Annotated in this window: 21 protein-coding genes; 13 read left to right on the top strand and 8 right to left on the bottom strand. The window is 67.2% G+C overall.

Annotated elements, in window-relative coordinates; all coding sequences use genetic code 11:
* The first annotated feature begins 126 nt into the window (after window positions 1-126).
* On the top strand, window positions 127-3,657 hold the full coding sequence (locus Q0044_RS07915; protein ID WP_298161338.1) for a TonB-dependent receptor: 3,531 nt from the start codon (window positions 127-129) through the stop codon (window positions 3,655-3,657).
* 56 nt (window positions 3,658-3,713) lie between these two features.
* On the opposite strand, the gene Q0044_RS07920 is transcribed toward Q0044_RS07915, so the two are convergent.
* Both Q0044_RS07920 and Q0044_RS07925 read right to left on the bottom strand, forming a co-directional pair.
* On the bottom strand, window positions 3,714-4,457 hold the full coding sequence (locus Q0044_RS07920) for a HesA/MoeB/ThiF family protein (protein WP_298161339.1): 744 nt from the start codon (window positions 4,455-4,457) through the stop codon (window positions 3,714-3,716).
* Window positions 4,458-4,488: 31 nt separating this feature from the next.
* A complete protein-coding gene (locus Q0044_RS07925) occupies window positions 4,489-4,878 on the bottom strand; it encodes a BLUF domain-containing protein (protein ID WP_298161340.1) in 390 nt (129 codons plus the stop codon).
* A 141-nt stretch (window positions 4,879-5,019) separates the two neighbouring features.
* Between Q0044_RS07925 and hslV the strand changes: the two genes are divergently transcribed.
* The 6 genes from hslV (at window position 5,020) to Q0044_RS07955 (ending at window position 10,457) form a co-directional block, all read left to right on the top strand.
* On the top strand, window positions 5,020-5,574 hold the full coding sequence (gene hslV / locus Q0044_RS07930; protein ID WP_298161341.1) for an ATP-dependent protease subunit HslV: 555 nt from the start codon (window positions 5,020-5,022) through the stop codon (window positions 5,572-5,574).
* Between the two features lie 148 nt (window positions 5,575-5,722).
* Window positions 5,723-6,598, top strand: a complete 876-nt coding sequence (locus Q0044_RS07935; protein WP_298161342.1) for a DUF4440 domain-containing protein — start codon at window positions 5,723-5,725, stop codon at window positions 6,596-6,598.
* A gap of 19 nt (window positions 6,599-6,617) precedes the next feature.
* Window positions 6,618-7,919 (top strand): ATP-dependent protease ATPase subunit HslU, encoded by a 1,302-nt coding sequence (gene hslU / locus Q0044_RS07940; RefSeq protein ID WP_298161343.1) that lies wholly within the window; start codon window positions 6,618-6,620, stop codon window positions 7,917-7,919.
* 250 nt (window positions 7,920-8,169) lie between these two features.
* A complete protein-coding gene (rlmN, locus tag Q0044_RS07945) occupies window positions 8,170-9,327 on the top strand; it encodes a dual-specificity RNA methyltransferase RlmN (RefSeq protein WP_298161344.1) in 1,158 nt (385 codons plus the stop codon).
* Window positions 9,328-9,585, top strand: a complete 258-nt coding sequence (locus Q0044_RS07950) for a hypothetical protein (RefSeq protein WP_298161345.1) — start codon at window positions 9,328-9,330, stop codon at window positions 9,583-9,585.
* 86 nt (window positions 9,586-9,671) lie between these two features.
* Window positions 9,672-10,457, top strand: coding sequence for a DUF3313 family protein (locus Q0044_RS07955; protein ID WP_298161347.1), 786 nt, complete (start codon window positions 9,672-9,674; stop codon window positions 10,455-10,457).
* A gap of 5 nt (window positions 10,458-10,462) precedes the next feature.
* Here the strand turns inward: Q0044_RS07955 and Q0044_RS07960 are convergent, their stop codons facing one another.
* The gene (locus tag Q0044_RS07960) at window positions 10,463-10,918 is read right to left on the bottom strand and encodes a hypothetical protein (protein WP_298161348.1); all 456 of its coding nucleotides are present in this window, start codon (window positions 10,916-10,918) and stop codon (window positions 10,463-10,465) included.
* A gap of 169 nt (window positions 10,919-11,087) precedes the next feature.
* Between Q0044_RS07960 and ahcY the strand changes: the two genes are divergently transcribed.
* Entirely contained in the window at window positions 11,088-12,479 is a 1,392-nt protein-coding gene (gene ahcY / locus Q0044_RS07965; protein ID WP_298161349.1) for an adenosylhomocysteinase, read from the top strand.
* A 104-nt stretch (window positions 12,480-12,583) separates the two neighbouring features.
* Window positions 12,584-13,540, top strand: coding sequence for a bifunctional helix-turn-helix transcriptional regulator/GNAT family N-acetyltransferase (locus tag Q0044_RS07970; protein WP_298161351.1), 957 nt, complete (start codon window positions 12,584-12,586; stop codon window positions 13,538-13,540).
* 53 nt (window positions 13,541-13,593) lie between these two features.
* Here Q0044_RS07970 and Q0044_RS07975 read toward each other — a convergent pair whose 3' ends face one another.
* Window positions 13,594-14,718, bottom strand: coding sequence for a hypothetical protein (locus Q0044_RS07975; protein WP_298161352.1), 1,125 nt, complete (start codon window positions 14,716-14,718; stop codon window positions 13,594-13,596).
* Window positions 14,719-14,856: 138 nt separating this feature from the next.
* Between Q0044_RS07975 and Q0044_RS07980 the strand changes: the two genes are divergently transcribed.
* The 4 genes from Q0044_RS07980 (at window position 14,857) to Q0044_RS07995 (ending at window position 18,468) form a co-directional block, all read left to right on the top strand.
* On the top strand, window positions 14,857-15,060 hold the full coding sequence (locus Q0044_RS07980; RefSeq protein ID WP_298161353.1) for a twin transmembrane helix small protein: 204 nt from the start codon (window positions 14,857-14,859) through the stop codon (window positions 15,058-15,060).
* A gap of 1 nt (window position 15,061) precedes the next feature.
* Window positions 15,062-15,634, top strand: a complete 573-nt coding sequence (locus tag Q0044_RS07985) for a cob(I)yrinic acid a,c-diamide adenosyltransferase (protein ID WP_298161354.1) — start codon at window positions 15,062-15,064, stop codon at window positions 15,632-15,634.
* 220 nt (window positions 15,635-15,854) lie between these two features.
* The gene (locus Q0044_RS07990; RefSeq protein WP_298161356.1) at window positions 15,855-17,357 is read left to right on the top strand and encodes a CoA-acylating methylmalonate-semialdehyde dehydrogenase; all 1,503 of its coding nucleotides are present in this window, start codon (window positions 15,855-15,857) and stop codon (window positions 17,355-17,357) included.
* Between the two features lie 199 nt (window positions 17,358-17,556).
* Complete coding sequence (locus Q0044_RS07995; protein WP_298161357.1) at window positions 17,557-18,468, top strand: PilN family protein; 912 nt, start codon at window positions 17,557-17,559, stop codon at window positions 18,466-18,468.
* A 1-nt stretch (window position 18,469) separates the two neighbouring features.
* Here Q0044_RS07995 and Q0044_RS08000 read toward each other — a convergent pair whose 3' ends face one another.
* The 4 genes from Q0044_RS08000 to Q0044_RS08010 form a co-directional block, all read right to left on the bottom strand.
* Window positions 18,470-19,636: an aminotransferase class V-fold PLP-dependent enzyme gene (locus Q0044_RS08000; protein ID WP_298161358.1), complete on the bottom strand. Its 1,167-nt coding sequence runs from the start codon at window positions 19,634-19,636 to the stop codon at window positions 18,470-18,472.
* On the bottom strand, window positions 19,633-19,932 hold the full coding sequence (locus Q0044_RS16960; protein WP_366941111.1) for a type II toxin-antitoxin system RelE/ParE family toxin: 300 nt from the start codon (window positions 19,930-19,932) through the stop codon (window positions 19,633-19,635). Before Q0044_RS16960 ends, Q0044_RS08000 begins: the two co-directional genes overlap by 4 nt.
* Window positions 19,929-20,198: a hypothetical protein gene (locus Q0044_RS08005; RefSeq protein ID WP_298161359.1), complete on the bottom strand. Its 270-nt coding sequence runs from the start codon at window positions 20,196-20,198 to the stop codon at window positions 19,929-19,931. Before Q0044_RS08005 ends, Q0044_RS16960 begins: the two co-directional genes overlap by 4 nt.
* 39 nt (window positions 20,199-20,237) lie before the next feature.
* Window positions 20,238-21,110, bottom strand: an 873-nt coding sequence (locus Q0044_RS08010; RefSeq protein WP_298161360.1) for an SEC-C metal-binding domain-containing protein, incomplete at its 5' end; no start/stop codon positions are given.

Consider the following 21,110-nt stretch of genomic DNA (forward strand, 5'->3'; position numbering starts at 1 on the left):
CTGCAACGCCGGTGAAGGCGTCGCGCAACCGTCATTGCAGTGCAGCGAAACCGTGCGGCGCGCGGCCTATGGCGGCGCGACGGGGTGTCGCAGGGACGCCCCTCCAGTCCGGCCGGGGGGCCATCCATGTCCTATTCGAAAATGCTCGCGGGCGGCTCGGCCCTTGCGGTCCTGATGCTGGCCGTCGCGCCGGCCCATGCGCAACAGACCACGGCCGCAGTGCGCGGGCAGGCGGTCGACCTGTCGGGCGCCCCGGTCGCCGGCGCCACGGTCACTGTGACCCACCTGCCGACCGGATCGAACCAGGTGATCGTGACCGGCGCCGACGGGGCCTTCGACGCCCGCGGCCTCCGGGTCGGCGGTCCCTACCGGATCACGGCCAACGGGTCGGCCGGGACCCAGACGATCGACGACCTGTTCTTCAACGTCGGCGACGCCTCGCGCGTCACCCTCACCCTGGCCTCGGGCGACGCGGTCGACGACATCGTGGTCACCGGAGCCCGCTCACGGTCGACGGCGCTGCTGGCCAACGTGGGCTCGCGCTCGACCCTCCAGCGTGAGGACATCGAGGCGGTGGTCTCCGTGCGCCGCGACATCCGCGACATCGGTCGCCGTGATCCGCTGGCCTCGCTGGACTTCGTGGCGCGCGGCACCGGCCCCTCGGGCGGCCTCTACATCGCCGGTTCGGCACCCCGGGCCAACCGCATCACCATCGACGGCGTGCGCTCGCAGGACAGCTACGGCCTGAACACCGGCGGCCTCTCGACCAACCGCGGCCCGGTCTCGTTCGAGGCGCTCGAACAGGTTTCCATCCAGGCGGTGCCCTTCGACGTCGAGGACGGCGATTTCACCGGCGGCGCCCTGAACCTGATCCTGCGGTCCGGGACCAACGAATTCCACGGCTCGGCCTTCTACAACTACCGCGACACCGAACTGGCCGGCGACGTGGTGCCGAACGTCGGCTTCACCAACAACGACATCCTCCAGGCCCGGCTGAGCGGAACGCGCACGATCATCAACACGATCGACGAGGACAACTACGGCGGCTTCCTGGCCGGCCCGATCTGGCCCGATCGTCTGTTCTTCGCCCTGTCCTACGAGAAGTTCTCCAGCTTCGACACGACCGGAACGGGCCCGCTGGGCGGCGGATTCGCCAACACCTTCAACCGTATCCCCGGCATCTCGACCGGAACGGGCGCGAGCCAGGCCGACATCGACCGCGTCCTGTCGAACTGGGCCGGCTACGCCTCGTCCAGCCTGCTGAACCCGGGCGTCGTCTCCCTGGTGAAGCCGATCGAGGACCTGAAATACTCGGCCAAGATCGACTGGGACATCATGGACGGGCAGCGCCTGTCGGTCGTCTATCGCCGCGCCGAGAGCTCGGTGTGGAAGCGCAGCCCCTCGGCCAACTCGATCAGCCTCGACACCAACTGGTATGTCCAGCCCGAGGTCGAGGACAACTACTCCCTGCAGCTGAACTCGCGCTGGAACGACGTCTTCTCGACCGAGGCCCGGATCGCCTACCGCGAATACACGCGCGGCCAGCAGCCGCCGGAAGGTCAGGGCTTCGCGAACATCTCGATCTGCACGGACGCCGTCTCGGCGGGTGCGACCTTCTCCTGCACGGGCGGAACGCCGGCGCTGAACTTCGGTCCCGACCAGTTCCGCCAGGCCAATGTGCTGGCGACCAATGAGACCGCAGGCTCCTTCATCGGAACCTTCACCGGCATCGGCTCCCATACGATCAAGGGCGGCTACCAGTATCGCAATGTCGACATCTACAACCTGTTCCTGCAGCAGGCGAAGGGCGTCTACTATTTCGACTCGGTCGCCGACTTCGCGGCCGGCCGCGCCAACCAGCTGTCGTTCGGCAACGCCCTGACCGGCACGGCGACCGACGCCGCCGCAGTCTTCGACTATTCGATCCACTCGGGCCTGCTCCAGGACACCTGGGACGTCACCGACCGCCTGACCCTGAACTACGGCATCCGCTGGGACTTCTACCGCTCGGACGTCGCCCCGACGCTGAACGCCAACTTCGTCACCCGCTACGGCTATTCGAACCAGACCAACTATGACGGTCTGGACGTGCTGATGCCGCGCCTGTCGGCCCGCTACAACGCCGACACCTTCGAGCTGTCGGGCGGGGTCGGCCTGGTGTCAGGCGGCACGCCGGACGTCTTCATCGGCAACAGCTACGGCGCGACCACCGGGGCCCTGACCAACAGCTTCGCCATCCGCCGCCAGGCCGACGGCACCTATTTCGACACGGCCTCCTCGACGGTGATCTCCCAGGCCCAGGGCGACGCCCTGCTGAACATCAACCGCGCCAACGCGAACTTCATCACCACTCCGTCGGCCACGGCCCAGGCCCTGATCACCGCCGACAGCACCGCGCGCCGCACGGCCTTCACCAACTCCCTGGCCCCCGACTTCGAAATCCCCTCCGAGTGGAAGGCCAACGTCTCGTACAAGACCACGGTCTACGGATTCGACCTCGGGTTCGACGGCGTGATCAGCCAGACGAGAGAAAACGTCGCCTTCCGCGATATCCGTTCGCGCCCGCTGACCGTCAACGGCGTGCGGCAGCTGACCCCGGACGGCCGCCTGCGCTACGACGGCCTTCAGATCGCGGGCGCCACCCCGGCGGCGGTCAACGCCGCCCGCGCCGCTGCGGGCCTGCCGGTCGCGTCCAATCCGGACCTGGCCAACCTCGGCCTGTTCGGCGACATCCAGGCCTACAATCCGGCGCAGGACGCCTGGAGCCGCACCGCCGCCTTCTCGATCGGACGCGAGTTCCGCGGCCTGAACACCTTCCTGTCCTGGACCATCCAGGACGGCAGCCAGTACGGCGGCATCTCCGAGTTCGGCACCACGGCCGGGGGCAACGGCACCTCGGGCGCCTACTATACCGACCAGAGCTTCGACGTGGATCCGAACGCCCCGGCGCGCGGCGATGCGAACAATCTGATCGAACAGGCCTTCAAGCTGAACATGAGCTACAAGGCCGAGTTCTTCCCGGGCTGGGTCTCACGCTTCACCCTGTTCGGCGAACGTCGCGAAGGCCGTCCCATCAGCTTCCTGATGACCGACCCGGCCGGCGGTCGTAACCCGACCTTCGGCGTCAGCCGCGACGACGCCCTGGCCTATATCCCGAACCTGAACAGCCCGGATCCGACCAACCCCCTGCGCTTCGTCGACCAGAACGGGGTCACCGTATTCTTCGACAGCCAGACCTCGGTCGATCGTCTGAAGGCCCTGGTCAGCCAGTTCGGCCTGCCGCAGGGCCGCATCGTGCCGCGTGGCTTCGGCCGGAACCCGGACGTCGATCGCTTCGACTTCCAGTACTCCCAGGAAATCCCCTCGCCGATCCGCGGCAACAGTCTGTTGTTCACCGTCGACGTCGCCAACGTCGGCAACCTGATCAACAACGACTGGGGCGTGGTGAAGGAGTACTCCAACAGCCGCTCGGGCGGCGCGGTCATCAACGCCCAGTGCGCCACCTCCACCGGCGTCGCGGCGGGCACGGCCAGCCCGGTCTGCGCCAGCTACCGCTACAGCTACACCACCGTCAGCCCGACCACCCTGGCGACGCCGACGGTCGATCAGCAGGCCAGCCTTTGGTCGGTCGTCCTGGGCCTGAAGTACCGCTTCTAGTTCGACAGCCCGAGTGAGAGACCGGGGCCCGGGCGTTCGTCGCCCGGGCCCCTGTTTCATTCCCGCCGCGCGCAGACCGGACAGGCCGGATCGGCCGTGACCGTCACCGTCCGGCTGATCGCCGCGAGACCATCGTAGAGCATGAGCCGCCCGGTCAGCGGCTGACCCGCGCCGGTGATCAGCTTGATCGCCTCCAGCGCCGCCATCGCCCCGATGACCCCGGCCAGCGCACCCACGACGCCGACCCGGGCGCAGGTCTCGGCGTCCGGCGGGCTCTCCGGAACCAGACAGCGGTAGCAGGGCGCGCCGGCGAACACCCCGACCTGCCCCGTCCAGCGGCCGAGCGCCCCGGACACCAGGGGAACCCCGGCCGCGACGCAGGCGGCATTGACGCAATGCCGGGTCTCGAAATCGTCGGTGCCGTCCAGCACCACGTCCGCCCCGTCGATCGTCACGGCGGCATTGTCCGCCGTCAGGGGATAGTTCAGCGCCTCGATGCGCACATGGGGATTGATCGCCTCCAGCCGACCGGCCGCCGCCTCGACCTTGGCCCGGTCGATATCGGCCGCGTCGAACAGGATCTGGCGCTGCAGATTGGACAGCGAAACCGTGTCGCCGTCGATGATCCGCAGGGTTCCGACGCCGGCCGCGGCCAGATAGAGGGCCGCCGGGGAGCCCACGCCGCCCGCGCCGACGATGACCACGGTCGCGGCCTTCAGCTTCTGTTGCCCGGGCCCGCCGACCTCGGACAGGACCAGGTGGCGGGCGTAACGCTCGACCTCTTCGGGAGAGAAATTCATACGCCTCAGTTAGGCGCGACAGGCTCCGCCGTCACGCCGCCTGTTTCAGTCCCACGATCTGCTCGGCCTGATAGCCGGTGATCTCGGCCAGATCGGACAGATGGATGGCCGCCATGATGCGCCGGGGATCGTCGCACAGGGTCATCGCCTCGCTGAAGGACCGTTCGGCGATCGGCTTGTCGACCAGGATGCGCAGATTCTTCAGACGACGATCCTCCGACAGGCGACGAACCAGCCGGTCGACATCCGTGCGACGGCCTTCCATGCCGTGCAGGCACCAGCCGTCGAGGAACATCACGCCGCTGGTGATGTGATCACGGCGATTGTTGCGCTCCGATACGCCGAGAATCTGGGCGAGGGACAGGGTCGATACGCCGGTGGAGCCGACGGTTTCGGCGGCGATGATCACGCGATAAAGCAAAGGTTGTCCTCGTCATGGGAGGCGGGAGGGTTGGTTGTGCTTATGTAACCCGTTACATGGGTCAAAATATGGCTAACCGCGAACGCTGTTTTTCAAGGCCTTTGCCTTGTCTCGCCGTATTTCGGTCGCCATCTGACGCGGATGACCCAAGGTTCGAGCAACTTCCCCGACTGGCACGGAACCACAATCCTGGCGGTCCGCAAGGACGGCCGGACCGTCATCGCCGGCGACGGCCAGGTCTCGATGGGCGCCACCATCGTCAAGGGCGCGGCCCGCAAGGTCCGCACCCTGGCGGGCGGCAAGGTGCTGGCGGGCTTCGCGGGCGCCACCGCCGACGCCTTCACCCTGATCGAGCGGCTGGAGGCCAAGCTGGAGCAATATCCGGATCAGCTGGCCCGCGCCTGCGTCGACCTGGCCAAGGACTGGCGCACCGACCGCTATCTGCGCCGGCTGGAAGCCATGCTGCTGGTCGCCGACAAGGACGCGATCTTCACCGTGACCGGCGTCGGCGACGTTCTCGAGCCTGAGTACGGCGTCGCGGCGGTCGGTTCGGGCGGCAACTATGCCCTGGCCGCCGCCCGCGCCCTGATCGACAACACCGACCTGGACGCCGAGGCCGTCGCCCGTCGCGCCATGGCCATCGCCGCTGACATCTGCGTCTACACCAACGGCAACCTGACGGTGGAACGGCTCTAGCCCCGCTCAAGCAGCAAGCGACCGCGTCGCGAGCGTTAGCGCCCCAAAATGTCCCGATCAGGAATCGTCAGGGTCAGACCCCTGCGTCTGTCGGCGATTTAACGGGACATCCCGTCCGTTCCCGGCATGACTGACGGCTGGAGTTTCCATGCCCCGTCTGATCCTTTTCGCCGCCCTGTTGCTGACCCTCGCCCGTCCGGCCGGGGCGCAGCCCGCCGAGGCCTCGCACATCGTGGCGGCCGAACGCGCCTTCGCGGCTGACGGCCTGGCCATGGGCGTCGACGGGTCTTTCCTGAAATGGTCGACAGCCGACGCCATCATGATCGCGGGCGGGGCCCCGCGACTGGCGCACGAGATCCTCGATCCCGCCGCCGTCTTAGATCCCGCCGCGCCTTCGCTGGTCTGGTGGCCGACGTGGGCGGGCATCTCGAAATCCGGCGACCTCGGTTTCACCACCGGCGGGGTCGAGGTCGGCGGCGCACGCACCGGCCACTACTTCACCATCTGGAAGCGCCAGGCCGATGGATCGTGGAAATGGGTCTATGACGGCGGGGTCGGCGCCGACGCGTCCGATACGCCGGGCCGGGAGACGGAGCCGCTTCTCCTGCCCACCTCCATCCTGGAGTCCTCAAGCCCGGATACGGCGATGTCCGAGGTCCGGACGGTCGAGGCCGTCCTCGCCGCCTCGGCCCTGCGCGACCAGAAGGAGGCGCACCTGTCCCTGCTGGCCCCCGACGGCCGTCTCTATGTCGCGCCCCTGCCGCCGGCCATCGGGGCCGCCGCCTTCCCCGCCGCGCTCGACGCCTGGCCGCACCGGTTCGAGCTCAGCGCCCCTTTCGGCGGCGGATCATCGGACGCCGGCGATATGGTCTGGACCTATGGCCGCGCCCTGTGGACCCAGGACGAGACGCCGCGAGCCGGCCACTATGTCCACCTGTGGCAGAAGCGGTCGATGGGCTGGGTGCTGGTGTTCGCCCAGATCATCAACGATCCGCCGCCCACGCCCCCTCCCGCAGCGGGCTGACAACGACTATCTGCGGCTCATGACCGATCTGTCTCCCCGCGAAATCGTCTCCGAACTCGACCGCTTCATCGTCGGCCAGCACGACGCCAAGCGCGCCGTCGCCGTGGCCCTGCGGAATCGCTGGCGCAGAAAGCGCGTGCCCGACGACCTGCGCGACGAGGTCACGCCCAAGAACATTCTGATGATCGGGCCGACCGGCGTCGGCAAGACCGAGATCGCGCGCCGTCTGGCCCGGCTCGCCGGCTCGCCCTTCCTGAAGGTCGAGGCGACCAAATTCACCGAGGTCGGCTATGTCGGCCGCGACGTCGACCAGATCATGCGCGACCTGGTCGAGGCGGCCCTGGTCATGGTGCGGGATACACGCCGCACCGGCGTCCGCGCCAAGGCGGAGGCCGCCGCCGAGGAGCGAATTCTCGACGGTCTGGTCGGACCGGGGGCCCAGCCCGCGACGCGTGACAGTTTCCGCAAGAAGCTGCGCGCCGGCGAGATGGACGACAAGGAGATCGAGATTCAGCTGGCCGACACCTCATCCCCGATCCAGGGCCTGGACGTCGGCGGTGGAGGCAATGTCGGCCTGCTCAATCTGTCGGACATGCTGGGCAAGCTCGGCGGCGGGCGCACGAAATCGGTCCGCACCACGGTCAAGGACGCCCTGGCCCCGCTGGTGACCGAAGAGAGCGACAAGCTGCTGGATCAGGACAGTCTGAACCGCGAGGCCCTGTTGCTGGCCGAGAACGAGGGCATCGTCTTCATCGACGAAATCGACAAGGTCGCGGGGCGGCAAGACCGCGGCGGCGCCGACGTCTCCCGCGAGGGCGTCCAGCGCGACCTGCTGCCCCTGATCGAGGGGACCACGGTCTCGACCAAATACGGACCGGTAAAGTCGGACCATGTGCTGTTCATCGCCTCGGGCGCCTTCCACGTCGCCAAGCCCTCAGACCTGCTGCCCGAACTCCAGGGCCGCCTGCCGATCCGGGTCGAGTTGAAGGCCCTGACACGCGACGACTTCGTGCGCATCCTGACCGAGCCCGAGGCCAATCTGATCCGCCAGAACCAGGCCCTGCTGGCGACGGAGAACGTGACCCTGGAGTTCACCCCGGACGCGGTCGAGGCGCTGGCCGACGCTGCGGTGGCAGCCAATGGCGCGGTCGAGAACATCGGCGCGCGCCGGCTGGTCACGGTCATCGAACGGGTGCTGGAGGAGACCTCGTTCAAGGCCTCGGACCTCGGCGGCCAGACCCTGACCTTCGACGGCGACGCGGTGCGCGAGAAGGTCGGCGACCTGTCGAAGAACGCGGACCTCAGCCGGTTTATTCTTTAGGCCCCTCTCCCCTTGTGGGAGAGGGAGACCGCACACGGCGGCGCAGCCGTCGTCCTGGTGCGGTCGGGTGAGGGGTTACGCCGGCCGCCGGAATGATCTCGGCCAACGCCGAATTCTACATTGGCACGACCCCTCATCCGTCAGGCTTCGCCTGCCACCTTCTCCCACAAGGGGAGAAGGGACCTGATGCCTTAAATCCATCCCGATCCGTGCTATAGGGCGCGTTCCCCTTCACTCAGGATCATCGCCCGTGAGCATCACGCTCGACCTGTCGCGCACCACTGCCCCGGCCGTCACGGCCCCCGTCAACCTGTCCGGTCTGACGCGCGCGGGCCTGCGCCAGGCGCTGATCGACGCCGACATCTGCCCGCCCGAGAAGGCGAAGATGCGCGCGTCCCAGGTGTGGAGCTGGATCCACCACTACGGCGTCACCGATTTTGCGGCGATGACCAACATCGCCCGCACCGCCCAGGAGGCCATGGCCGCCGCCTTCACCCTTGCCCGGCCCGAGATCGTCGAGCGTCAGGTCTCGGCCGACGGCACCCGCAAATGGCTGATCCGCACCGCACCCGGGATCGAGATCGAGACCGTCTATATTCCCGACGTGGGTCGCGCCGGCGCCCTGTGCGTCTCGTCCCAGGTCGGCTGCACCCTGAACTGCACCTTCTGCCACACGGGCACCCAGAAACTGGTCCGCAACCTGACCGCCGCCGAGATCGTGGCCCAGGTCCAGGTGGCCCGCGACGACCTCGACGAATGGCCGTCCCCGAAAGAAGACCGCCGCCTGTCCAACATCGTCTTCATGGGCATGGGCGAGCCGCTGTACAATCTCGACCACGTCTCGGACGCGATCGACATCATCAGTGACAACGAGGGCATCGCCCTGTCGCGTCGCCGGATCACGGTCTCGACCTCGGGCGTCGTGCCCCAGCTCGACGCGCTCGGAACCCGGACCCAGGCCATGCTGGCGATCAGCCTGCATGCGACCAACGACCCCCTGCGCGACGTGCTGGTGCCGCTGAACAAGAAATACAATCTCCAAGCCCTGATGGACGGCATCCGCGCCTATCCGGGCATTTCCAACGCGCGGCGCGTGACCTTCGAATATGTGATGCTGAAGGGCGTCAACGACAGCCCCGACGAGGCCCGCGCCCTGTTGAAGCTGATCGAGGGCATCCCGGCCAAGATCAACCTGATCCCGTTCAACCCCTGGCCAGGCACGGATTATGAGTGTTCGGACTGGAAGATGATCGAGCGCTTCGCCGCCATCCTGAACAAGGCCGGCTACGCCTCGCCCATCCGCACCCCGCGCGGCCGCGACATCCTCGCCGCCTGCGGCCAGTTGAAGTCCGAGAGCGAAAAGGTCCGGGCGAGCGCGCTCAGGAAGGCCGAGCAGGCGGCGGCTTAAATGGCCAAGGTCGTTCTCGGTCCCGAGCACGATCGCCGTCTCATTCGCGCCGCGAAATGGGCGCTTCACAAAGCCGGAGGTCGGCGCATCGATCGAAAATGGTTTGTGATCGGGTCGCAGGAGATCTTCGAGCAACGCTGGCTAACCGCCAGCGGCTTGGTGACCCTTGAAGCTGAAACCTACATGGGGCTGGTGATCGACGGCCCCGATGAAGTCGTCGCGCAGGTCTCGGCTTTGATCGCCGGCCGCCTTCGATAGCGACGGCGCTGCACTTTCCAGTCTAGAGCCGTTGATCCATCCGACCGTTTCCGCGTTACCCGCTTCCTCCTCTCGGACATCTTCTCATGACCCATCGCCTTCTCCGGGCCGCCCCCGTTCTGCTCGTCAGCGCGCTCGCCCTCGCCGCCTGCCAGACGGCGCCCGCGGCGAATGCGGGCTTCCTGCAGACCTATGACGGGCTTCAGACCAAGGAGGGCACGCTTCGGGTCTCCGTCCGCGACCGTCGCGACGACGCGGCGGCCGAGGGCGTCGAACGGGTCTTCATCGAGCCGTCGGTCCTGAGCCCCGGCGCCGCCGAGGGCATCGCCCCGGCCGATGTCGCCCTGGTGCTGGGCGAGGTCGATCGTCAGGTCTGCTACGAGATCAGCGAGCGGTTCACGGTTCTGCCGACCCCCGCGGCCGACGCCGCGCGGGTGCGCACCGCCGTGACGCGGATCGCGCCCACCGGGGCGGTCGGGTCCGGCGCCTCGGCCATCGCCAGCTTCTTCATTCCCGGCCCCATCGGCGTGCGCCCTCCGGGCACCACGGGGATGCTGGCCGCCGAGGCCGAACTGGTCATCGAAGACGGGACCCAGGTCGCGGCCCTGGCCTGGGCGCGGTCGGCCAATGTCGTGGGCATGGACACGCCGTCCCTGTCACCTGTCGGCGACGCCCTGCAGTTCGCGGAACTGTTCGGAGACCAGGTCGGCGACAGTTTCGCGCCGAAGGACCGTGCGGTCCGCCCCATCGCCACGCCCGATCCCTGCGAACGCTTCGGCCCGCGCGAGCAGCCGGGCGGTTTCATCACCCGGGCCGTGACCGGCCTCTATGTGCCCGAGACCCAGGGCGTGCGGTCGCAGACGCCGCAGTAGGCGGATCAGAGCAGGCTGACCCCGCCGGGGCCGTCTTTCCACTTCTCGGCGCGCCTCGCCGCCCCTTCCGGGTCTTCTGGAGGAATCCTCGACAGAAGCGGGCCGCGCGGCGGGTCGCGACTGTCGTAAGGCGCGGGTTGCTGCCAGTCGACCGCACAAGCCCGGCAACTCCGCTTGTCTATCACGACCGACGGCGCGTGATTGAGTCCAGGCTCGCCCGGTGGAGTGTATTGCTGGATCAACACGGAGACGCCCTGATCGAAGACTTCAAACCCCAGGTCGGGTTGGAAGGGGTGGTGCTCGGTCTGGGCGACCGCGGCTTTTGCGACCGCAACGTAGTCGCATCGCTCAACGACCGGACCCGTGCAGGTCGGCGGACCCGCGTGGTAACTCCCGGTCAGGAACGCGAGACCGCCTAGCGCCGCGAGCAGTGAAAACACCCCTACGCCAAGCGTGATCATGGGCGACGGCTTCATGAGGCCGACGATGACTCGCTTCGAAGCGACCCGCCAGTCACATTCGACCCACCATCATATAAAGACATCCTTATATGATTCTTGCCCAATGTGCCTCGGCGGGCTATAGGCGCGCGCAATCTTCGAACCCTGCCGCGCTCAAGGAGCCGCCTTCATGACCGACTATATCGTCCGCGACATCTCGCTTGCCCCCTTCGGCAATAAAGAGATCGCCATCGCCGAAACGGAAATGCCGGGCCTGATGGCGCTGCGCGAAGAGTTCGGCCCGTCGCAGATCCTCAAGGGCGCCCGCATCGCCGGCTCGCTGCACATGACGATCCAGACCGCCGTGCTGATCCAGACGCTGGAAGCCCTGGGCGCCGACGTCCGCTGGGCGTCGTGCAACATCTTCTCGACCCAGGACCACGCCGCGGCCGCCATCGCCGCCAACGGCACCCCGGTCTTCGCCACCAAGGGCGAGACCCTGGAAGAGTACTGGGACTACGCCCACAAGATCTTCGAATGGGCCGACGGCGGCTATCCGAACCTGATCCTCGACGACGGCGGCGACGCGACCCTGCTGTGCGTGCTCGGCCCGAAGGCCGAGAAGGACCTGTCCCTGCTGGCCAACCCGCAGAACGAAGAGGAGGAAGCCCTCTTCAAGGTCATGAAGCGCTACATCGCCGAGAAGCCCGGCTTCTATTCGGCCATCCGCGACGCCATCGGCGGCGTGTCGGAAGAGACCACCACGGGCGTCCACCGCCTGTACGAAATGGCCAAGAAGGGCGACCTGCCGTTCCCGGCCATCAACGTCAACGACAGCGTGACCAAGTCCAAGTTCGACAACCTGTACGGCTGCCGTGAATCCCTCGTCGACGCGATCCGCCGCGGCACCGACGTCATGCTGTCGGGCAAGGTCGCCGTGGTCTGCGGCTATGGCGACGTGGGCAAGGGCTCGGCCGCCTCGCTGCGCCAGGGCGGCGCCCGCGTGAAGGTCACCGAAATCGATCCGATCTGCGCCCTGCAGGCCGCGATGGAAGGCTATGAGGTCGTCACCGTTGAGGACGTCGCCCATGAGGCCGACATCTTCGTGACCGCCACGGGCAACCTCGACGTCCTGACCGTCGACCACATGCGGGCGATGAAGAACAACGCCATCGTCTGCAACATCGGCCACTTCGACTCGGAGATTCAGGTCGCCGGCCTGAAGAACTTCAAGTGGGACGAGATCAAGCCGCAGGTCCACCACGTCGAGTTCCCGGACGGCAAGAAGATCATCCTGCTGTCGGAAGGCCGTCTGGTGAACCTGGGCAATGCCACGGGCCACCCCTCGTTCGTGATGTCGGCGTCCTTCACCAACCAGACCCTGGCCCAGATCGAACTCTGGACCAACATCAAGGCCTATGAGAACCAAGTCTACACCCTGCCCAAGCACCTCGACGAAAAGGTCGCCATGCTTCACCTGGCCAAGCTGGGCGCCAAGCTGACCGTGCTCAACAAGGAACAGGCCGACTACATCGGCGTGTCCACCGAGGGCCCGTTCAAGCCGGAAGCCTACCGCTACTAAGGAGACAGGCCCTCGCCGCACGATCCGGCGAGGGCCCCATCCCGGGGTTGACACCCCTTTTTTTGCCCCATTACATACCATGGTATGTAATTCGGGAGGCGACCATGGATGTCCTCAGGACGCGGCCTCATCTCTTTCTGGGCAGCCGCCTCAAACGCCTCGGCGAACGGATGCAGGCGGACGTCATGGTCCTGATCGAGCGAGCGGGCCTGCCTGTGCAGCCCGGCCAGTATCCGATTCTGGCCGCGCTCGATGCCCTTGGGCCCCTCTCCGTCGGCGGGCTCGTCGAGGCGACCGGCGTCAGCCAGCCCGGCGTCACCCGGGCCGTCGCCAAACTGGTGGAAGCGGGCCTTGTCGAGAACGGTCCCGCCGCCACAGACCGCCGCCGCCGGACGCTCCAGCTCTCTGCGCTCGGCGTCGACGTGGTCGCCCGCTCCCGGACCGAGGTCTGGCCGGCCGTCGAAGCGAGCGTGATGGCCCTGTGCGCGACCCTGGACGGCCCGCTTGTGGCCCAGCTGGACGCCGTTGAGCGTTCGCTCGACGTCCAGCCGCTGCACCGGCGCACCGCAGCGGCCGGATCGGGTCCGGGGGTGGAGATCCTGCCCTTCACGTCGGATCGGGCAAAGGATTTCCATGACATCAACGTCCAGTGGATCGAGGCGATGTTCGCGCTCGAAGCGACGGATCGGGACGTGCTGGAAAACCCGGAAGCCCGCATCATCTCGCGGGGAGGTGACATCCTGTTCGCCGGCGTCGCGGGACTCGGCATCGTAGGAACCTGCGCGCTGCAGAAGACGGGTGACGATCAGTTCGAACTGACGAAAATGGGTGTCCTGGAAGCCGCTCGCGGGCACAAGGTGGGCGAAGCCTTGCTGCAGGCGGTACTGGATCGGGCGCGCGGACTGAACGCACGGGTCCTGTATCTGCTGACCAGTCGACGGTGCGAGGCCGCGATCCATCTCTATGAAAAGCTGGGCTTCCGGCATGACCGGGACATCATGGAACGGTTCGGCGCGCGCTATGACCGCTGTGATGTCGCCATGCGTCACCGGGATTTCTGAGCCGGCGCGACCCCTGCATTCCGTGGGCGGATGTCGGGACGCTCGGGGTCGGTTCAGGCCGCCAGGGCGAGCACATCCGGCCGTTCGCGGCCCGAGAGACTGGTCTCGAAGTCAGCCAGCAGATCCAGCAGTTCGTCCGCACCCGGCGCCGACTTTTCGCCGGTCATCCGGTAGCGCCAGAAGCTGACGATGTGCTGGATCGCGCCCAGCCGCTCGCCCAGTCGTGCAAACAGGATCGGCGAGTCGCGCAGGAAGTCGCGGAAGGCGGTCGGATTGCCCTCGCAGGTCAGACCCCGGAAGGCATCGTCATAGACCCGCAACATCTCGGCTGTGGCGTCGCAGGTCAGAAGGATGCGGCGCCGGACCTGTTCCTTGGCCCGGTCGATGGCGACGTGCTGCTCGGCATCGACACGACCCCGGGGTTTCACGCGCCGGACGCTGTCGACGACCCAGCCGATATCGCCGGTGATCATCTGCAGCGCCCACTTGTAGTAGAGGAACCCCTTCCAGCAGAAGACGCCCTCCTCATACTCCTCCGGCTGCAGCATCAGGGTCTGGCCCAGTGCGCTCATGTCCTCGCCGGCGGAGTTCGACATGATCTTGGCGGTCAGGCGCGCGACCGGGTTTTCGGTCGCCAGCTCCGGGTCATGCCCCATGCTGAGCGCGACCAGCGGGGTGATCTCCTGCGCCATGAATTCCGACATCCGCATGAGGTCGGCTTCGGAGACGTTGAAATAGCAGGGGTCGGGCGCATGCCCGTTGCGCCGCAACTGCTCCCGCAGAAGGAAGGGATCGAGGCTGGGCAGTTCATCCATCAGCGACAGAATCCTGCGGTCCGGATGCGACGGTCCGACGCCCAGCGCCTGTTCCAGCATCTTGTCGAACCCGACCTGGTCGACGAAAATGTAGCGGCCGCCGACCCGCAGGTCGGCCCCGTCGATCGGCAGGACGATCTTGGTCGCCACGTAACGACGCACACGGAATTCATCGACCTCGTTGCGACGCAGCCGGTGCTTGATCACCAGACAGCTGTTCAGGGTCGCATTCTCGAACATGGGCGCATTTCGCCAGCCGTCCGTGCGACCATGCTCGTGACTGACCCGCAGCAGGTTGAGCACCCGCGCGGTCGATGCGGAGGTCCGAAGGTTGTCCAGATTACGAAACGCACGGTCGGTCATACTGTCTCCTGCCCAGCGTCATGACATCGCAAAGGTTAGGATCGCGCGGAGGGGCAGGGTTAGCCGAACCTGAACGGCGATAACTGGTCACAGGGACGGTCGCTGGCGCCCGCCCTTCGAGAGGCCTAGATTGGCCCCATGAACGTCTTCGACATCCTCGTCCTGATCGCCATCGGCGCGGTCGCCGTCACCCTCGGCTTCGGCATCTATTCGCTGTACCGCGGTGGCGACTACGCCCGGTCCAACTCCAACAAGCTGATGCGGCTGCGGGTGGCGCTGCAGGCCACCGCCATCGTGCTGCTGATGGCCGGCCTGTGGTGGAAATCCACGCACGGGGCCTGAGGTGGTCGTCCTCAACAAAATCTACACCCGCACCGGCGACGGCGGCGACACGGGGCTGGCCTCGGGCGCCCGGGTCTCCAAGTCCGATCCCCGCGTGGAAGCCTATGGCACGGTCGACGAACTGAACGCCGTCATCGGCGTCGCCCGTCTGCATTCGGGCCAGAACGACCGTATCGACGCCATGCTGGGCCGGATCCAGAACGAACTGTTCGACCTCGGCGCCGACCTGGCCACCCCGCTGGACCCGCCGCCGGCCTGGGAGGCGCTGCGCGTGGTCCAGTCGCAGGTCGAGCGGCTGGAGGCCGAGATCGACTGGATGAACGAGAGCCTGAAGGCGCTGGACAGCTTCATCCTCCCGGGCGGCTCGCCCCTGTCGGCGCATCTGCATCTGGCCCGCACGGTCGCCCGCCGGGCGGAGCGGGACGCCATCCGGCTGGTCGAGACCGGGGCGGCGGTGACCCCCGAGGCCCTGCGCTATCTGAACCGGCTGTCGGATCACCTGTTTGTGGCGGCCCGTCGGGCCAACGCCAACGGCGCGGGCGACATCAAGTGGGTTCCGGGCGGGACCAGATAGTCCTCGTCCTTCTCCCGGTGGGAGAAGGTGGCCGCGAAGCGGACGGATGAGGGTTCGGCCTCACCGGCAAGGCACGACCCTCACCCTTTCGCGTTTCCAATCGCTGCGCTCCTGGACGCTCAAGCCCTCTCCCACAGGGAGAGGGAAGCATTGGGTTTCTCGCCTGACCGCGCTAAACCGCCCGCAAACAAGAACAGTCTGCTTTCAGGGAAACGCCGCCATGCGCGACATCAACCATTTCATCGACGGCGCGTCCTTCACCGGATCGTCGGGCCGGTTCGCCGATGTGTTCAACCCGAACACCGGAGAGGTCCAGGCGCGGGTGCAGCTGGCTTCGGTCGAGGAGATGGATCGGGCGGTCCAGTCGGCCCAGAAGGCCTTCGAAGGCTGGTCCTCGACCAATCCCCAGCGCCGCGCGCGCGTGATGTTCGAGTTCAAGCGGCTGGTCGAAGCCAATATGCAGGAGCTGGCCGAGCTTCTGTCGTCCGAACACGGCAAGGTCGTCGCCGACTCAAAGGGCGACATCCAGCGCGGTCTGGAGGTCATCGAATTCGCCTGCGGCATCCCCCACGCGCTGAAGGGCGAATACACCTGGGGCGCCGGCCCCGGCATCGACGTCTATTCGATGCGCCAGCCGCTCGGCGTCGTCTCCGGCATCACCCCGTTCAACTTCCCCGCCATGATCCCGATGTGGATGTTCGGCGTGGCCGTCGCAGTGGGCAACACCTTCATCCTGAAGCCCAGCGAGCGCGACCCCTCGGTGCCGGTGCGTCTGGCCGAACTGATGATGGAGGCGGGCGCTCCCGCCGGGGTGCTGAACGTCGTCCACGGCGACAAGCTGGCCGTGGATTCGATCCTCGAGCACCCGCTGGTCCATGCCGTCAGCTTCGTCGGCTCGTCCGACATCGCCCACTATGTCTACCAGGTCGGGGCGGCCAACCATAAGCGGGTCCAGGCCATGGGCGGCGCCAAGAACCACGGCATCGTCCTGCCCGACGCCGACATGGACCAGGTGATCAAGGACCTGTCGGGCGCCGCCTATGGCTCGGCCGGCGAACGCTGCATGGCCCTGCCGGTCGTGGTGCCGGTCGGAAAGAAGACCGCCGACGAACTGCGCGAGCGGATGGTGGCCGAGATCCCGACGCTGCGGGTCGGCGTCTCGACCGATGCGGGCGCCCACTATGGTCCCGTCGTCACGGCCCAGCACAAGGCCCGGGTCGAGGGCTGGATCGGACAGGGCGTCAAGGACGGCGCCGAACTGGTCGTCGACGGCCGCGGTTTCAGCCTGCAGGGGCATGAGAAGGGATATTTCATCGGCCCGTCGCTGTTCGACCACGTCACTCCGGAGATGGAGTCCTACAAGGAGGAGATCTTCGGCCCAGTGCTGCAGATCGTCCGCGCCGCCTCCTTCGAGGAGGCCCTGTCGCTGCCGTCGAAGCACCAGTACGGCAACGGCGTCGCCATCTTCACCCAGAACGGCCGCGCGGCGCGCGACTTCGCCGCCCGGGTCAATGTCGGCATGGTCGGGATCAATGTGCCGATCCCGGTGCCGGTCGCCTATCACACCTTCGGCGGCTGGAAGCGCTCGGCCTTCGGCGACACCAACCAGCACGGGATGGAGGGCGTGAAGTTCTGGACCAAGGTCAAGACCATCACCGCCCGCTGGCCGGACAGCGACCTGGAACACGCGGACAGCTCTTTCGTCATCCCGACGATGGGTTAAATCCTCCCCCCTCGGGGGAGGTGGCTCGAAGCGCAGCGAAGAGACGGAGGGGGCCGGCCGCGAGTTCGGTGTCTGGAGCCAGCCCCCCTCCACCGCGTCGCGGTCCCCCTCCCCCGGTGGGGGAGGAATGAGGCGCGCGACCCAATTCGGTGTTAAGCGTTAGTCTCGCGGATATGCTGAAGCTGGAGCCTCCCTGCGCATGCGTCGCTTTCTGATCTGGTCCGCCCTGGCGGTCGTCATCGGCCTGGCCCTGGCCGGCGGAGGCTACTGGGCCTACTGGAATTTCTACGCCCGGTTCCAGCCGGTCACGATCAGCCGCAACCAGGCGGAGATCCAGCGCCTGCTGGACGAGGCCTCCTGGGTCTCGGGCGGCGGCGGGGGCGAACCCCTCTACATCATCGGCTACCGCGACAGCGCCTCCACCCAGCGCTACGAGCGCGAGGAGACCGAGAAGCTGCGCGCCGGCGGCGTCGAGGCCCGCGTCATCGTCTTCGCCCGCCCCGATCGCGAGGGACAGGTCCAGTCCACCCCGGCCGAGCGCGCCACCGTCTCCGAACTCTGGCTGAGCCGCGACTGGAGCCTGTACCAGCGCTGGACCGCCACCCCGTCGCGCAACTGGACGGCGGCCGGGATCCCGGCGGCCGACGGCAATCTGGCCCGCTCCGCCGTGGTCGAGGCCAGCCGCCAATTCGTCACCCGGCTGAACGAGCTGCTGCGCGATGCGGGGGCCCCGACCGGCTATCCCCTTGTGATCTGGCGCGACCGGGAAGGCTTCATGAAGGCCTGCGCCTGCGCCGACAGCCGGTCCTGGGCCTTCATCCGCGACGATTTCTCGGCCCCTGATGCGGTCGCCCCGTCCGGGATCGTCGAGCCGGACCCGGCCATTCCGCCGACCACGCCCGTGCCGGGCGACGGCACGCCCGAAACCCTGCCCTATCCGACCCTCGGCCCGATCCCGCCGGCCGGGCAGACCATCCCGCCGGGGTCGCCGGAGACCGGCCAGCCCGGGGCCACACCGGGAACGTCCCCTGCTCGCCCGGCGACCCCGCCGCGCACAGGGCCGACCGCTCCGCCGCAACCGACGCAGCAGGAAGACACGACCTTCTTCTAGGTCAGAACAGGCGTTTGCAGACCCCGATCAGCCGCTCGACGTCCTCGGCGGTCTGATACAGGCCGAAGCCGAAGCGGATCGTGTCATCCCGCACGTCGGTGACGACATTGGCGGCCAGAAGATCGGCGCGCCAGCGCTGGGCGTCCCCGTGCTTCAGGGCCAGGAATCTCGCGCGGGGACGATTGTCACCCAGGATCGGGTTCAGCACCTGCGCCTCACCGATGGCACCACAGTCGCCCGCCGCCAGGGCCTGGGCGAACCGCGCCGAAAGCCGGTCAGCATGGGCAGAGACATGGGCCGTGGTCAGCCCCTGCTCCTCCAGCATCCGCCGCACGCCGTTGAAGCGGTAGAGCGGCGTCGAGTCGAAGGTCGCGCCCCAGAACCGGCCGGCGTCGCCGCGGTACTGAACCCCCTCCGGCGGCCCCATCAGATTGCCGAATTCGGCGAACCAGCCGGTCACGACCGGCCGCTCGCAGAAGCCGTCCGGCGCATGCAGGAAGCCTGCGCCCTCGCCGGTCATGGCGTATTTGTACCCGCCCGAGACATAGAAGATGCGGTCCGCGACGGCCGACAGGTCCGTCGGGGTGGCCATGAAGCCGTGATAGCCGTCGACGATCACCCACGGCCCCTCGGGTTTCGCCAGGGCCGCCAGATCGTCGATACAGCCGATCGCCTGACCCGTCTTGAAGAAGACCTGGCTGACCATGATCCCATCGTGACCGCCGGCCCGGGCGGCCGCGGTGAAGCGGGCGTCGAAGGTCTCGAACGGCTCCAGCGGCACGCGCGCGACGACGGCGTCGCCGCTCTCCTCCCAGCGTTCGGCCTGGCGACGGAAGGCGTGGAACTCCCCGTCCGTGGTCAGGATGCGGACCGGCTTCGTCTCCCGGCCGGAGAAGATCCGGATCAGGAAGTCGTGGGTGTTGGGCGCGAAGACCACCGTCTCCGGATCCGGCAGGCCGAGCTCTTTCGCAATATGTCTCTGCGCCTCCGGCACCACATCGCCGAAGACCAGATCCCATTTCCGGTCCGCGAAATGGTTCGCCTCCATCCAGGCCCGCACCTGCCCGTCGAACGAGGCGTCCGGCCACAGGTGGTGGCTGTGCGCCGCGAAATGCAGCCGCTCGGGATCGAGGCCGAGGGCACGGGAGAAGAGATGTTTGTAGGTCATTCGCGCCGTGTGAAAGAGAGGGTCGAGGTGTCTCGCATAGTGTGGACGATCCGTTCGACCAGCACGATCTCGCCTTCGACAGAACAATAGATGTCGTGCGAACGGTATCGCGTCCTGTGCAGACCGCTACCAAACTCAGGGCATGCAGTGAAACGTCTCGGAAAATGCCGGAGGGCTTCACAATGCGCCTTCAATCCAGCGACATAGCGGCGCGCGGCTGATCGATTGTCGGTCGCGATGTAATCGCCGACCTCGATCAACTCCTGACGAGCAAAGGCTGCGAAGCGTACTCTCACGCCGGGTCGGCGTAGCGCGCCTCAAGCTCTGCGAAAACCTCCTCGGCCGGAATGCTGGGCCGTGGATCAGCCCGGCTTTCCTCGATCAACGCACGGATGCGAGCGATCTCTTCGGGGCGTTCGAAGCGCCGCGCTGCGACCCATTCACTGACGATCACCGCCAACGCTTCAGCGACCGAGGTGAACTCGCCTGCGGCCACCGCCGCTTCGACGTCCGCATAAACGTCTTCGTCGATCTCGGCGGTGATGGTCTCGTGCTTGCCCATGGCGGTCCCCGTCAGGCGAAGACTACCACACGGTCGATCCTAGACCAGCGCCCCGTGGCAGTGCTTGAACTTGCGGCCTGAGTGGCAGGGGCAGTCGGCGTTGCGGGGCGTGCGCTCCCAGCCGGCCGGCAGCAGCTCGACCGGCAGGCGCGAACGGGCGTCGCCGGTCAGCTGGCCTTCCGGATTCTGGGCCAGGGGATCGGCCATTTCGTTGACGCCGGTGCCGGGGTTCAGGTGGATTTCCTGGAACTCGGGCATCTCCATCGGCGGCGGGGCCTCGAAGCGGAACTCCACCGTCATCAGCCAGCGCGTCACATTGTGACGCAGCTCGTGCAGCAGGGTCTCGAACAGCGAGAAGGCCTCGGTCTTGTACTCGTTGAGCGGATCGCGCTGGCCGTAGCCGCGCAGGCCGATGACGCCGCGCAGGTGATCAAGATGCACCAGGTGCTCGCGCCACTGCATGTCGATCATCTGCATCAGGAACTGCTTTTCCAGTCCCCGGGTCTGGGTCACGCCCAGCTGTTCCAGACGGTCGGCGGCGCGGGCGTCGGCAGCCTCCTGCAGGCGTTGCTCGACCTCCTCGTTCGACACCCCTTCCTCGGCGGCCCAGTCGTGCAGCGGCAGGTCGAGGCCGAGGGTCGACTTCACCTTCTCGGAGAGGCCGTCGATGTCCCACTGTTCGGCATAGGCCTTGGGCGGCATGAACCGGTCGACCAGGTCGGTGACCACGTCGCGGCGGAACTCGCCGACCAGTTCCGACAGGTCCTCGGAGTCCATGAACTCCTGGCGCTGTTCGAACACGGCCTTGCGCTGGTCGTTCACGACGTCGTCGTACTTCAGCAGGTTCTTGCGGATGTCGTAGTTGCGGGTCTCGACGCGCTTCTGGGCGGTCTCGACGGCGCGGTTCAGCCA

This window comes from Brevundimonas sp. (assembly GCF_027484365.1).
Lineage (GTDB): Bacteria > Pseudomonadota > Alphaproteobacteria > Caulobacterales > Caulobacteraceae > Brevundimonas.